The organism is Gilliamella sp. Gris3-2 (assembly GCF_001690345.1).
Classification (GTDB): Bacteria; Pseudomonadota; Gammaproteobacteria; order Enterobacterales; family Orbaceae; genus Gilliamella; species Gilliamella bombi.
In genome coordinates this window covers 1-13,439 of the sequence record NZ_LZHB01000017.1, presented here as the reverse complement: position 1 = coordinate 13,439, position 13,439 = coordinate 1, and the positions used below count along the sequence as shown (strand labels likewise).

Annotated in this window: 13 protein-coding genes; 6 read left to right on the top strand and 7 right to left on the bottom strand. The window is 34.8% G+C overall.

Features of this window, described 5'->3' with window-relative positions:
* Window positions 1–16 precede the first annotated feature (16 nt).
* From A9G32_RS02755 to dnaB, 3 genes are read left to right on the top strand one after another with little or no spacing between them, the layout of a single operon-like run.
* Window positions 17–1,036 (top strand): aspartate-semialdehyde dehydrogenase, encoded by a 1,020-nt coding sequence (locus A9G32_RS02755; protein WP_065590697.1) that lies wholly within the window; start codon window positions 17–19, stop codon window positions 1,034–1,036.
* Window positions 1,023–1,814: a tRNA pseudouridine(38-40) synthase TruA gene (truA, locus tag A9G32_RS02750; protein WP_065590696.1), complete on the top strand. Its 792-nt coding sequence runs from the start codon at window positions 1,023–1,025 to the stop codon at window positions 1,812–1,814. Before A9G32_RS02755 ends, truA begins: the two co-directional genes overlap by 14 nt.
* 53 nt (window positions 1,815–1,867) lie before the next feature.
* The gene (dnaB, locus tag A9G32_RS02745; RefSeq protein WP_034909856.1) at window positions 1,868–3,292 is read left to right on the top strand and encodes a replicative DNA helicase; all 1,425 of its coding nucleotides are present in this window, start codon (window positions 1,868–1,870) and stop codon (window positions 3,290–3,292) included.
* A gap of 116 nt (window positions 3,293–3,408) precedes the next feature.
* Here dnaB and A9G32_RS02740 read toward each other — a convergent pair whose 3' ends face one another.
* The 5 genes from A9G32_RS02740 to A9G32_RS02720 all read right to left on the bottom strand — a co-directional run bounded on the left by A9G32_RS02740 (window position 3,409) and on the right by A9G32_RS02720 (window position 9,337).
* A complete protein-coding gene (locus tag A9G32_RS02740; RefSeq protein WP_065590695.1) occupies window positions 3,409–4,245 on the bottom strand; it encodes a metal ABC transporter permease in 837 nt (278 codons plus the stop codon).
* On the bottom strand, window positions 4,242–5,108 hold the full coding sequence (locus tag A9G32_RS02735; RefSeq protein ID WP_065560161.1) for a metal ABC transporter permease: 867 nt from the start codon (window positions 5,106–5,108) through the stop codon (window positions 4,242–4,244). The genes A9G32_RS02740 and A9G32_RS02735 overlap by 4 nt, the downstream gene beginning before the upstream one ends.
* 6 nt (window positions 5,109–5,114) lie before the next feature.
* Window positions 5,115–6,005, bottom strand: coding sequence for a manganese/iron ABC transporter ATP-binding protein (locus A9G32_RS02730; protein WP_065590694.1), 891 nt, complete (start codon window positions 6,003–6,005; stop codon window positions 5,115–5,117).
* Complete coding sequence (locus A9G32_RS02725; RefSeq protein WP_065590710.1) at window positions 6,005–6,850, bottom strand: metal ABC transporter substrate-binding protein; 846 nt, start codon at window positions 6,848–6,850, stop codon at window positions 6,005–6,007. The genes A9G32_RS02730 and A9G32_RS02725 overlap by 1 nt, the downstream gene beginning before the upstream one ends.
* 480 nt (window positions 6,851–7,330) lie before the next feature.
* Window positions 7,331–9,337, bottom strand: a complete 2,007-nt coding sequence (locus tag A9G32_RS02720; protein WP_065590693.1) for an autotransporter outer membrane beta-barrel domain-containing protein — start codon at window positions 9,335–9,337, stop codon at window positions 7,331–7,333.
* A 205-nt stretch (window positions 9,338–9,542) separates the two neighbouring features.
* On the opposite strand from A9G32_RS02720, the gene A9G32_RS02715 reads away from it, so the two are divergent.
* A complete protein-coding gene (locus A9G32_RS02715) occupies window positions 9,543–10,469 on the top strand; it encodes an L-lactate dehydrogenase (protein ID WP_065590692.1) in 927 nt (308 codons plus the stop codon).
* A 141-nt stretch (window positions 10,470–10,610) separates the two neighbouring features.
* Here the strand turns inward: A9G32_RS02715 and A9G32_RS02710 are convergent, their stop codons facing one another.
* Window positions 10,611–10,895 (bottom strand): hypothetical protein, encoded by a 285-nt coding sequence (locus A9G32_RS02710; protein ID WP_065590691.1) that lies wholly within the window; start codon window positions 10,893–10,895, stop codon window positions 10,611–10,613.
* A gap of 108 nt (window positions 10,896–11,003) precedes the next feature.
* The gene (locus A9G32_RS02705) at window positions 11,004–11,507 is read right to left on the bottom strand and encodes a CbrC family protein (protein ID WP_065590690.1); all 504 of its coding nucleotides are present in this window, start codon (window positions 11,505–11,507) and stop codon (window positions 11,004–11,006) included.
* A 254-nt stretch (window positions 11,508–11,761) separates the two neighbouring features.
* Between A9G32_RS02705 and A9G32_RS02700 the strand changes: the two genes are divergently transcribed.
* Complete coding sequence (locus A9G32_RS02700) at window positions 11,762–12,004, top strand: hypothetical protein (protein ID WP_065590689.1); 243 nt, start codon at window positions 11,762–11,764, stop codon at window positions 12,002–12,004.
* A gap of 457 nt (window positions 12,005–12,461) precedes the next feature.
* Window positions 12,462–13,025, top strand: a complete 564-nt coding sequence (locus A9G32_RS02695) for a hypothetical protein (RefSeq protein WP_065640637.1) — start codon at window positions 12,462–12,464, stop codon at window positions 13,023–13,025.
* Window positions 13,026–13,439 lie beyond the last annotated feature (414 nt).

The window sequence follows — 13,439 nt, the reverse complement described above, 5'->3', positions numbered from 1 at the left end:
ATTTGGGTTTATAAATATGTCTGCATGGAATATTGCTATTGTGGGGGCGACAGGGCAAGTGGGTTCTGCGCTAGTTGAATTATTACAACAACGTAGTTTACAAGACAATAGTCTAAAAATTGAAAATCTCTATTTGGTCGGTAGTGACAATAGTGCTGGTGAAGTTGTTCGTTTTGCTGGTAAAAATTTAACTGTTACCGATAGTGCACAAATGGATTGGAGCCAGTGCCATTTTGCCTTTTTTGTTGCTGGTTATGAAACAAGTGAAAAATATGCACAAATTGCGGCAGAATCAGGTTGTGTAGTGATTGATGCAAGTGGCTATTTTGCTCAGCAGGATCATATTCCATTAGTAGTACCTAAAGTTAATAACAGTGTATTAACTGAATACCGTAATGAAAACATTATAGCTGTAGCTAGTGCCACAGTGTGCCAATTATTGCGTTGTGTTGCGTCTTTAACTGATATTGAGTTATTAACCAATTTACATGTCACCAGTTTTATTCCGGCCTCATTGTATGGTAAGCCAGGAGTAGATGAGCTGGCTGGGCAGAGCGCTCGCTTATTAAATGGCATGCCAGTTGATAATCAGTTATTTGACAAGCAATTAGCATTTAACTTATTACCCGTATCGCACGAACATGATGATTTAATATTAGGTGAAAAGTCACAAGTTAATCAAATTCGTAAAATATTAAGTAATTATGAACTTCCTGTCTCTATTGAGTCAGTGATTGTGCCTGTGTTTTATGGGGTGTCACAAGCTATTAATGTATCAAGTAGCTTACCGATTGAGTTAGATATGGCACGTTTTAGCGAGTTTGGGGTTGAAGTGCAAAGCGATAATCAGCCAACTCCAGTGACCGAAGTTAGTATAGAGTCTGAAGGTCAGCTAACTATTAAATTGGCTAATTTGAGACACAGTTACGGCCATTATGAACAAATTCAATTTTGGTCAGTTGCTGATAATATTCGTTATTTAGGTGCATTAATGTTAATTGAGACACTTGAGATCCTCATTAATGACTATATATAAAATTGCCCTTGGTATCGAATATGATGGTAGTAATTACTTTGGCTGGCAACGGCAGCAGTATGTTGATTCTATTCAAGAAAGACTAGAATTCGCACTATCGACAATTGCTAATTCACCAATAAACGTCTTTTGTGCTGGTCGCACAGATGCTGGTGTACACGCAACTGGTCAAGTTATTCATTTTGAAACCCAAGCCATGCGATCAGCTAGTGCTTGGACAATGGGAGTGAATTCTTATTTACCTGATAATATTGCGGTGCGTTGGTCACAAGTAGTTGATGATAGTTTTCATGCGCGGTTTAGTGCGACTGCTCGGCGTTATCGTTATGTGATTTATAATCATCGTTATCGGACAGCAATTTTAGCTAAAGGAGTATCGCATTATTATTTACCTTTGGATGAAACCTTAATGCATCAAGCTGCACAGTATTTATTAGGTGAGAATGATTTTTCATCCTTTAGAGCTGCGCAGTGCCAATCAAGAACACCTTGGCGTAATATTCATCATATCGAAGTTTGGCGACAAGGTGAATTTATTATTGTTGATATTAAAGCTAACGCGTTTGTTCACCATATGGTACGTAACATTGTGGGCAGTTTACTTGAAGTTGGTGCGGGTAATCGACATCCAGAATGGATTAGCGAACTTTTACAGGCTAAAGATAGGACGAAAGCTGCTGCAACAGCAAAACCTGAAGGATTATATTTAGTTCAGGTGGATTATCCATCAGAATATCAAATACCAACCCAAGCATTAGGCCCATTATTTTTAAAATAAGTTGGATAATAAGCAAACAATAAAAAGTTAATTAAATTAAAAAGATAAATGTAATGAAGACTGATCGAACAAGCACAAATAAAGATTCTAGAAATCAAGAAGCGAAAAAATCAAACTTGCATAATATCAAGCTCCCACCACACTCAATTGAAGCTGAACAAGCAGTACTTGGTAGCTTGATGCTTGATAATCAACGTTGGGATGCTGTATCTGAAATGATCACTGATCGCGATTTTTATTCGCGTCATCATCAACTAATTTTTTCTGAAATGCATACATTGGTCAGTAAAGGTACACCAATTGATTTAATTACCCTTTCTGAAAGCCTTGAAAGTAAAGATGTTTTAGCTGATGTTGGTGGTTTTGCTTATTTGGCTGAACTTTCAAAAAACACACCAAGTGCGATAAATGTTGTTGCTTATAGTGATATTATTCGCCAACAAGCGATTTTACGTGAATTAATTAGTGCATCAAATGATATTGCTGATAACTGTTATGCAACAGAAGGGCGAGATAGTACTGAAATTTTAGATTTGGCGGAAAGCAAAATATTTCAAATCGCTGAAAGCCGAACTAAACAAGGTGAAGGTCCAAAAAGTATTACCGAAGTGCTAGAAGCAACGGTAGCTAAAATCGAAGAGTTGTTTCAACGTCCACATGATGGTGTGACAGGGGTTTCAACAGGTTATATCGATTTAGATAAAAAAACGGCTGGTTTGCAGCGTTCCGATTTAATTATCATTGCGGCAAGGCCATCAATGGGTAAAACCACTTTTGCTATGAATTTGTGCGAAAATGCCGCGCTAGAACAAGAAAAGCCAGTATTAATATTCAGTTTAGAAATGCCTTCAGAACAAATTATGATGCGTATGCTAGCTTCGCTTTCACGTGTTGACCAAACAAAAATTCGAACAGGACAACTGCAAGACGATGATTGGGCAAGAATCTCAAGCACAATGGGACTATTGCTCGAAAAGAAAAACATCTATATCGATGACTCATCAGGTTTAACGCCAATGGAATTACGCTCAAGAGCAAGACGTATTTATCGGGAACATAAAGGCTTAAGTATGATAATGGTTGATTACTTACAGCTTATGCGTGTACCGAATATTTCTGAAAATCGTACTTTAGAAATTGCCGAAATATCGCGTTCACTAAAAGCCTTGGCTAAAGAATTACAAGTTCCTGTTGTTGCACTATCTCAGCTTAATCGTAGTTTGGAGCAACGAGCCGATAAAAGACCAGTTAACTCTGATTTACGTGAATCAGGCTCTATCGAACAAGATGCTGATGTGATTATGTTTATCTATCGTGATGAGGTTTATAACGAAGCTTCAGAACATAAAGGCATTGCTGAAATTATTCTAGGAAAACAGCGAAACGGACCAATTGGGAAAGTTCGATTAAAATTCCAAGGTCAGTTTTCACGTTTTGATAATTATGCTGATAATAGTAAATATTTGGATGATGAATAACAATTAAATTAATAATAACAGCGTAAAATGGCTTAAAAATATCATTACGCTGTTTTTTATAGCTGTAAAAAAGTATTTCTAAAAACGGCTTCTTTGCAATAGTTACAAGAATAATTTTAGTGGCGTAATTTTTTGCTAGTAATAAACTGATAAACCTGAGCAAATAAAAATATGGTTGCCTGCAAAATAACAATACAAGCACTAGTTGATGCATCTGCATAATAACTTATCAAGGTGCCCGCCACCGTTGAAAATGTGGAAACTAACACAGCAATTACTAACATCCATTCAAAACGTTTAGTTAACGAAAAGGCAGTTATACCTGGAGCTATTAGCATAGCAATAACTAAAATCATACCCGCTATTTTTAACGAACCTACAATGGTTAAAGCTAACACACTTAATAAACCATAATGTAATAGTTTAACTGGTAGTCCAACAACTTTGGCTTGCAGCGGATCAAAGCAGTAAAGCATAAGATCGCGGCGTTTTATAATAACTAAGATTGATACAATTGTAGCAATAAATATGATCTTTTTAAGCTCGTCATAACTAGTGCCAAGTACACTACCAAATAGAATATGATTTAAATGCTGTGAAGTATCTACTTTTGAAAATAATACTAAACCAAAAGCAAACATACCCGAAAATACAATCCCCATTACGGTATCTTCTTTCAATCGGCTGTTTTCTTTGATGTAACCTGTTGCAACCGAGCAAAATAGGCCTGAAGCAAAAGCACCAATTATAATGGGAATACCTGCTAAATAGGCCAGCACAATTCCAGGTAAAACCGCATGCGAAATTGCATCCCCCATTAATGACCAGCCTTTTAAAACTAAAAAGCAAGAAAGCAAAGCACAAACTATACCAGTTGCTAGTGCAGCTAAAATTGCACGTTGAATAAGAGGAAGGCTCAGAGGATAGTAGATAAATTCCCAAAACTCTGTCATACCTTTCTCCCTTTATTTAAACGGCTTTTACGGATCTGAAGATGATTGGCAATAAGTCCTTGCTTTGGAGCAAATAAAAATGCGGCAATAAAAATCAGCGTTTGTAGCGTTACAATAACGCCACCAGTTTCGCCATTTAAAAAGTAGCTAATCCAAGCACCAACAGCACTAGTTACAGTGCCAATAAGAACCGAGATAATCAATAGCCGAGAAAATCGATTAGTCAGTAAGTAAGCGGTTGCCCCAGGGGTAACAACCATAGCTATTACTAAAATAGCCCCAACTGTTTGTAATGCTGCAACGGTACATGCGCTTAAAATAGTAAAAAATAGGATTTTTAGTTTTAATGGTTTTAATCCAATCGATCTGGCATGAGTTTCATCAAAAAAGACAACTAACAAATCCTTCCAAAAAAAGAAAAGTAGTATAAATGATACCAAAATAATGATTTGCACTTGCCACATATCGCTATCATCAATTCCAAGAATATTACCAAATATAATAGTTTGTGCGTTAACAGATGTTGGATTGAGCGAAATAATTAACAAACCGACGGCAAAAAAGGTTGAAAAAATAAAGCCGATAGTGGCGTCTTCTTTTAAGCGTGTAAAGGCACGAACCAACGTAATTGCAAGTGCCGCCAGTAACCCAGTAAAAAATGCTCCAATTGAATAAGGTAGTCCAAGTGCATACGCACCAGCAACGCCAGGTACAACAGAGTGCGATAGCGCATCGCCCATTAGTGACCAACCTTTTAACATTAAAAAAGCCGATAAAAAAGCACAAGCAGCGCCAACAATACTACTTACCCAAATCGCTTTAAGCATAAAATCGTAGGTAAATGGTTCAAGTAAAAGTTCCATTTATTGTTATCCCTTGGGTTTATTATCGTGATGGTCAATCAATAAATCTCGATGGGGGGAATCATGCTTACCTTCGCCATAAAAAATAGCAGCACGCTCATCGTCAGTTAATATGGATACTTTACGAGGATCTTCGTCATTATGCAGTTTCTCGCCTGATAAACTAAGGTAACGTAGTGCACCACCAAAGGTGGTCATTAAATTTTGCGGTGTAAAAGTTGTTTTAGTTGGACCAAAGGCCAGTACAGTTTGATTAATTAATACCACTTGATCACAAAATTCAGGAACACTACCTAAGTTATGGGTTGAAACTAAAATTAAATGGCCTTCTTCACGCAGATCTTTCAATAAATCAATAATGGCATTTTCAGTTTTAACATCAACTCCAGTAAAGGGCTCATCTAGCAACAGCACTTTACCTTGTTGAGCTAATGCTCGAGCTAAAAATACTCGTTTTTTTTGCCCACCAGAAAGTTCGCCAATTTGACGATGCTTAAAATCAAGCATGTTCACACGTTCAAGAGCAATATTAACTTGTTTTTTGTCTTCTTTGCTTGGAATACGTAAAAAAGACATATGCCCGTATCGTCCCATCATTACTACATCCGACACCAGAACAGGAAAATCCCAATCGACTTCTTCGGTTTGTGGCACATAGGCAATGATATTTTGCTTTAAAGCTTGCTTTACTGAGAAATCATTAAAAGTTACACGCCCACGGGTTGGATGAATCATTCCCATAATGCTTTTAAATAACGTTGACTTGCCACTACCATTAATACCAACTAAAGCACAAATAGTACCACCGTTTAAGCTAAAGCTAGCATCATAAATTGCAGTATGGCCATTATTATAAGTCACCGTGATATCATCAACGTTCAAGCAAATTTGAGTCATTATTTTTCAAATCCTTTAGCAATAGTTTCAACGGTCACTTTTAACAAATCAATATAAGTTGGAACAGGACCATTTTTAGTTGAAAGCGAATCGACATACAAAACGCCACCATATTTAATATCGGTTTCTTTGCTCACTTGTTTAGCAGGTTTATCTGAAATAGTACTCTCACTAAAAATGACAGGAATATCATTTGCTCTCACTAAATCAATTAATTGCCTAACTTGTTGAGGTGTGCCTTGTTGTTCAGCATTTATTGGCCATAGGTAAGCTTCTTTCAAATTATAGTCGCGAGCTAGATAACTAAAAGCTCCTTCGCTGGTCACAAGCCAACGTTTTGCCTCAGGGATTTTGGCCAATCGTTCGCGTAATGGTGCATCAAGCGCTTTAATTTTAGAAATATAATCAGCAGCATTTTTATTATAAGTAGCCGTATTTTTAGGATCATATTTGACAAATGCCGCGCGAATATTTTCAATATAAATTAAGGCTAGTGTTGGCGACATCCAAGCATGTGGATTAGGGTTACCTTTATAGCTTCCTTCTCGGATTGGCATCGGCTCAATACCTTCAGTCACAACAACGGATGGGACATCTTTTACATCTTCAAAAAAGCGTTTAAACCAAAGTTCTAAATTAAGGCCATTCCATAACACTAAATCTGCTGAAAGCACTTTGGTAATATCTTGCGGGGTGGGGTCGTATTCATGAATTTCCGCACCGACCTTGGTAATTGACTCTACTATAGCAGCATCACCAGCTACATTTTGCGCAATATCTTGAATAACCGTAAAGGTAGTAACGACTTTAAATTTCTTTTCTGAAGCTTGTACAGATTTGTGCATACCTGTCAAAATAATTAACGAAGTTAAAATAACCTTTAATAATATTTTACGATTTTTCAAAAAATTGAACTTCATTAGCGACTCCTAGCGTTTAACTCATAAACAAATAGCAAAATTCAGTGATTGTTTCTAACAAATCTAACAAATATCTTTCAATTTAATTACTTGTAGTAACACTTCATTGCCAATTATTTATAGCAATAAATTTAAATATTAATGAGAATTATTATCATTTAAAAAAGGTAAAAGTCAATTTTTTTAAAGTTCACGGTTTCAATTAATTTATGACTTCTATTGATTTACGACATAGTTATATCGTTAATTTATTGTATATAAAACTAAAGTAAATAGTAGCTAATTCCGTCTATTTAAATAATAGTTAAAGTAGAAAAATGATATAATGAATTTCATAAACCACATATATTTTAAATATGCGGTTTATGTTTTTTGATAGTGTAACGGTAGTAATTTTATAGCTAACTAGAAAGAAAAACGATAACCTCCGTTGACTTGTAATAAATCAAATCGGTTACCTGGCGAACTTTCTAGATCTAAATAAATATTATGCTGTTGATTAAGTTGTGCACTTATACCAACTCCATTATTCCACCAATTGCCTTTGAATGAATGATTTTCTTTACTCGCATTTAATTTATAGTAAGTATCACCATTAAATTCTCTAACAATCCCTGTTTTAGCATAGATATTAATATTATTGTTGTCAGAATCGATTTCATATCCAAATAATGCGGATGCTCGACCAATTAACGAATTATAATTACCTAATTTTACTTTAAGCCCGTTAGTCGCATTAATTGATGTAGCGTTTTGATGGCTATAAGATAATTGAGATTGTGGTTCAATATAAAAATTATTTAATTTGTATTTTTGGCCTAATTCTAAAGATAAACCAAGTCCATTGGTATGACCTGTTCCTTGAACGTGATTACTGGCAGTATCTTTAACCTTGAAGTGATTTTTTTGGCGAGCATATTTAGCAACGCCATCAACATAAAATCCATCATTGGTTAAATACGTTGCGTAGAGACCCGTATTAAATGATTTTAAAGAGCCATCACCTTTATGATAATTTGGATCACCATAAGTCTGCCCAACAAAAGCACCGACTACAAAAGGTGAATCTTCAGATAGCTGTTTATCTGCACCAAATTGGAAACCATGGTAGCTCATATCAAATTTACTTAATTTACCACCAGAAAATGAATCTAACTTACCCGAAAAACCGCGTAACCAAACATTACCAAACTGCCCACTTGTTCGCATGTCGCCAAGGCGTTTTAACAGTGTTTGGGTTTCAACATAGCTCATTAAATAATTACTATTAAGGAATCCAGCGCTAGCCATTGCCGATGAGGTAATAGGATGAGCAGTTAACACATAATCTTTCCCTTCTTTATTTAAAGAATATTGATAACCACCAAGTTCAACATCATGATTGATTTTAAACTCTGCAGTACTTGTTGCATTGTCATCAATTTTAACTAACGTCAATTTTTCTTTACCTGTGGTATTAGACGCTCCATTATTTGTTAAATTTAGGGTATGAGTTCCTTCTGCTGATATAGGGCGGTTTGCATCAGCTGATTTTGAAATAATAATTTTATCGCTTTTTTCAGCAGCAATGTCGGTACGTAAATAAAAACTTGATTCACCTTTTAAATTCTCAATGGTTAACTCTCCATAATTACCATTAGAATTATCATTAACAAATTTTATCGAACCTTGCCCTGATAGTTCGGTAAGATAAGAATCTTCATCGGTTATTTCCCAAGAAGCGCCTTTGGCAAGATTCATTTTTATAACTCCAGTGGTATCAGTATTACCCTCATCAGGATCATCTGGATCGCCAAATCCTGACACTCGACCTACAATTTTGGAACCAGAAGCTAAATCTAATATAATTGTTCCACCAAAACTTGCATCGATATCACCATTAATTATTGATTTATTATTAATTTTCAGCACCCCATTTTCAATAGAAAGAATATTACCATTAATAACTGATTCGCCATTTAATGTTAAATTTCCATCAGAGATAAAAATAGCATCAGACCATTCACGATCGCTAACGCTTAATGTTGTTTTTCCATTAACGATGATGGTTGAATTTCCAAGTAAAGAAATTGCATCAGAATTATGTCCTTGCATATGAATTGTAAGATCACCATTAAAAATGGTGGAAGATGTAGAACGAGTTGAAGGAAAAGAATCTATCCCTGAAATTGTTACGCCATCTTCTATGCGATTAGCTTCTCTTTGGATATTGATCGTGACATTTTTTTCAAAAATAGTATTACTATTATCTAATATACGGATACCTGATGTGATTTCGCCATTAACTTTATTTAAATTGTGAGTAACAGGGACATTAATTTCATCAGTGTAGGTTTGAGTTCCTTGTAATTCAAGTGCATTTACTGCTAATGGTGTGGCTAGAGTTAATCCTAGAATTATTTTATTTTTCATCTAATAATTTCCTTTCATCTATAATTGATGTTAGTTTAACAATAAAACAATTGCTGTTCAATAATTAACCTTGATGGAATTGTTACCTTGTAGACTTTTAGCAATAGCATTAATTAGTCATTTTGACTTGAATCTTTAATTAACGAGAGTATAAGGGAAAGCAAATGGTTCCTTTTTAATCCAAATAAAATAGGGGAGGATAAGTATGAAACTGCGAAAAGTGATGATTATCGGCGTGGGTAATGTGGGATCAACAACGGCTTATACATTAGTAAATCGAGGTATTTGCGAAGAAATTGCACTTGTTGATCTTAATAAAGAATTAGCCTATGGACATGCACAAGATTTATTAGATGCGGCGGCTTATCGGCAAAACATGGTCAAAGTTAGCCTGCGTGAATCGACTGATTGTTCAGACATTGACATAGCCATTATCACCGTCACATCAGGCATAGCCCAAAAAAGCCGTGCAGAAGAGCTTGCAGGAACCTCTAAAATCATTGCCAACATAGTGCCTGATATGATGAACAATGGTTTTAAAGGCATATTTTTAATTGCCACCAATCCTTGCGATGCAATTACATATCAAGTCTGGAAACTATCTGGCTTGCCTCGTCATCGAGTGATTGGTACAGGAGTATGGCTTGATACGGTACGTTTGCGTCGATTATTGGGTGAAAAAATGGATATTGGTCCACAAAGCATTGATGCCTTTATTGTAGGTGAGCATGGTGATTCACAATTCCCTGTTTGGTCGCATTCATCGGTTTATGGAATTAATCTTAATGATTTAGAAAAAAACAAAATTGATTTTGAACAAATTGGCACGCAAGCTCGAAAAATGGGCTTTGAAATTGCTAACCGTAAGCATTGCACCGAATATGGCATAGCTAGCACTATCACCGAAATTTGCCAACATATATTCACTAATAGCCACCGAGCATTAGCGCTTAGTTGTATTTTAGACGGCGAATATGGCTATAAAAATGTTGCAATTGGTGTTCCTGCTATTTTAGACCAACATGGTATTAAAAAAGTGATCAAGCTCGACTTTAACGAAAATGAAAAAAAACTCTTTGAAAAAAGTGTAAATATTGTAAAAGGGTATATTGATCATATCAAATTACCGTAGCGCAAATTATTTTCGCTATTGCTTGAATAGTGCGCTAACCTAGCGTTATCTATTTATGGCGTCATTGCATACACAATACGCCACGAACAAGGTTTTTATAACGATCATGGAAGAAAAAGAAATAGTTTTGAAATATAACTGCTAATCTTCTAAGATGATTTTAAGTTGGTTTTCAAGTTGATTATAGTTAGCATCACTTAAAAAATGGTAATGAGTATCTCTGATATGGCTGGCGATTTTTTTATATGTATTAAGATGTTCCGATACGGGATAGCAAGCAATATAATCATTAAAAGCGGCAACATCAGCAACGTTAGCAAACTGCTTTTTATATTGAGATGATGCAGTTTGAGTATTGGCGAACGTATAATTAGTATTAAACCAACTAAACAACAATATAGTTAATAACAATGGTATTTTTATCATGGTTGCATTTTTCCTAGTTATTTCCTTTTATCAGTGAGATATTGCACACTATTATTTCTTATTTTAATTTAGCATATTAAATCTATACTCTGTATAGAGTTATTAAAATCAATCACAATCAACATGCAACCTTTTTTTAGCACATTGCACACACTCAAACAAATAGCCAACGAACGTCCCGTCTTTCGATAAAGACGATTTTATCAATTCTTCGGGATAGTCTTGGATATCATCTAAGATTTCATCAAAATAGGGTTCAATTTCTTTGGCTCCAACATAACCAATAAAAGCACAAGGTTCGTTACAATGCGATAACCAAACTTCCTGTTGCCATGATGAATAACTCGGGGTTTTTAATACTATTTCGTCTAACATTTCGGATGGCACATCTTCTACACCATAATTATCGTTGAATTGACCTTGATATTTTTCTGCAGCCGAACCATCGGCAATACACCATGGGCAGATATAATCAGGATCTTCAACACAATAAGGTACCAAATTATATTTTATTGTTCGTTTTTGATTACAAACGGAACAAATTCCCTTTTCATTAACAAAAATATCGAGTTGATATGCATTTGGGTGATATTTAAACATAGGTAAGCACATCACAGACTCCTTTATTATAATAAAATTAAGATTATATAACCCAAGTGGGTTCGATACAAAATAATTAAATGCCAGATTACTGTCATCAGTAAGTTGATAGTTGAATAGTAATTCTTGAAAGTTAAGTCTAAAACATATACTAAGTTAAAATACAAAAAATAGCTGTAACAAAAATCACACTATTAACCAACACTTCAAGTGCGACAAACCCGATTAAGTTACCAGTGGGTGAGCAAAGTTTTGCAGATATAGGCATGATGGTTTCTACATTAATATCAAGTAACTTAGTGAGTATAAGTTCCTTAGTCACACGTTATAACTATTGGGGAGATGATGATGGAGACGGACAAAGTGGAGTTACGACATTTGAGAATTTGATGTTGAGTATTATAGATAAAAATAACCAAGCAATAGGCTGTAGTGATGTATTAACGATATGTAATGCACCTTATAAAGTGGAATTAAGTAGTCATAATAACAAAAGTGCTAATCTATAAATGTTTGATTTCATTTAAAAATATAAAATAAAAAAATTCAATAAAATCAATAGTCTACCTGAGCAATTTTAGAGCAAAAAACACGCTTATAGCACCACAACATTAATAAGTTTGCCTTATTAGAGCGTCAAAATATGCCGATAACGAAGTAAAGCTAGCACGCCAAACTGGGCTGTTGGGCGTGTTTGTGTTTTAGATGTTATCAGCAATATTAATCATTACGTAAAAGTCAAAAAGTCCTAAAGGTAACACCATATTTTTATTATAAAATTCACCTATCTATAAAACCGAATCGTTTTCATCTTTACATTTCTTTACAAAAAATCCGTCAAAAAACTAGCCAACTATTTCTAAAACGGTTATACTTTAACCGTTTTAGAAAGGTAAGCTTATTAAATAAGCGAATAATTATAAAAAATCGAAATAAAACAAAATATTACTTGACAGGTGGAGCAAAATGCAGTACCATTTTAGGCACAAGGCACAAGGCACAAGGCACAAGCACTGGCAAACTTATGTCTTAAATTTATCAAATAATCCTATTCGACGAGTTCTTGCGCAAAACTTATTTATATCTTCTAAATTATCTAAATTATCTAAATTATCTAAATTATCTAAATTATCTAAATTATCTAAATTATCTAAATTATTACCGAAATTTCTCACAAAATTATTGCTAAAAATCCCATTGGCATTGTTGTTATTGCTGTGTTCATTAAAATCACAGGCATTATCGACCACGACAGCAGATAGCATTCAAGGTAGAGCATCCTATTTAGCCTTTGATGACCTCGTCATTAAAGTGACAGCAACAGATGACTTATTAGGTATTAATTTATCAAACAGTCGAAAATTCACACCACAAAGCCGCCTTTCATTATCGACAATCCAGATTAAGTTACCCGAGGTAAACCAAAGTTTTGCTGATATTAACATGACGACAGCGACATTATTTAGTTCATTGAATCTGAAGGAGTTAGTGGCACAAAGGAATAGGAGGGCGATGTTGATGAACAAGTGAGTGCCCCATTTTGGCGCAATAAATTAGCAGTAAACACATATTTTGGTGATGTTGTCAGCAATAAACACTATGCCAATCTATCAGTTGTTTGCGTTGTTCTTCAACCTTTAGCCTTCAATGCTTAGGGTGTCGGATAAGTTTAAATAATTTATTTAACAAATTATATGTTTGTTGGCGTGGGAATTTATTAGTAATGCTAGAAACTTATAAAAATAAAATATTATTTGATAAAGGAAATAAAATGAAGTATCCAAACCATTTAACTGCTGAACGTATTTTATTTTGCAATATATGTTTGCTTTTTTTTATTTTATGTAGTGCCTTTTATAGTAGTTATTCATTTGGGGTTAATCGTAGTGATGCAATAATACTTTCATCTAGCCCATTACCACCATTACCAGAACCGCCGCCGCC

Bases quoted from the DNA above. Each gene is read 5' to 3' on its own strand.
- A9G32_RS02755 (WP_065590697.1), top strand. From the start codon at position 17: ATGTCTGCATGGAATATTGCTATTGTGGGGGCGACAGGGCAAGTGGGT.
- truA (WP_065590696.1), top strand. From the start codon at position 1,023: ATGACTATATATAAAATTGCCCTTGGTATCGAATATGATGGTAGTAAT.
- dnaB (WP_034909856.1), top strand. From the start codon at position 1,868: ATGAAGACTGATCGAACAAGCACAAATAAAGATTCTAGAAATCAAGAA.
- A9G32_RS02740 (WP_065590695.1), bottom strand. From the start codon at position 4,245: ATGACAGAGTTTTGGGAATTTATCTACTATCCTCTGAGCCTTCCTCTT.
- A9G32_RS02735 (WP_065560161.1), bottom strand. From the start codon at position 5,108: ATGGAACTTTTACTTGAACCATTTACCTACGATTTTATGCTTAAAGCG.
- A9G32_RS02730 (WP_065590694.1), bottom strand. From the start codon at position 6,005: ATGACTCAAATTTGCTTGAACGTTGATGATATCACGGTGACTTATAAT.
- A9G32_RS02725 (WP_065590710.1), bottom strand. From the start codon at position 6,850: ATGCACAAATCTGTACAAGCTTCAGAAAAGAAATTTAAAGTCGTTACT.
- A9G32_RS02720 (WP_065590693.1), bottom strand. From the start codon at position 9,337: ATGAAAAATAAAATAATTCTAGGATTAACTCTAGCCACACCATTAGCA.
- A9G32_RS02715 (WP_065590692.1), top strand. From the start codon at position 9,543: ATGAAACTGCGAAAAGTGATGATTATCGGCGTGGGTAATGTGGGATCA.
- A9G32_RS02710 (WP_065590691.1), bottom strand. From the start codon at position 10,895: ATGATAAAAATACCATTGTTATTAACTATATTGTTGTTTAGTTGGTTT.
- A9G32_RS02705 (WP_065590690.1), bottom strand. From the start codon at position 11,507: ATGTGCTTACCTATGTTTAAATATCACCCAAATGCATATCAACTCGAT.
- A9G32_RS02700 (WP_065590689.1), top strand. From the start codon at position 11,762: ATGATGGTTTCTACATTAATATCAAGTAACTTAGTGAGTATAAGTTCC.
- A9G32_RS02695 (WP_065640637.1), top strand. From the start codon at position 12,462: ATGCAGTACCATTTTAGGCACAAGGCACAAGGCACAAGGCACAAGCAC.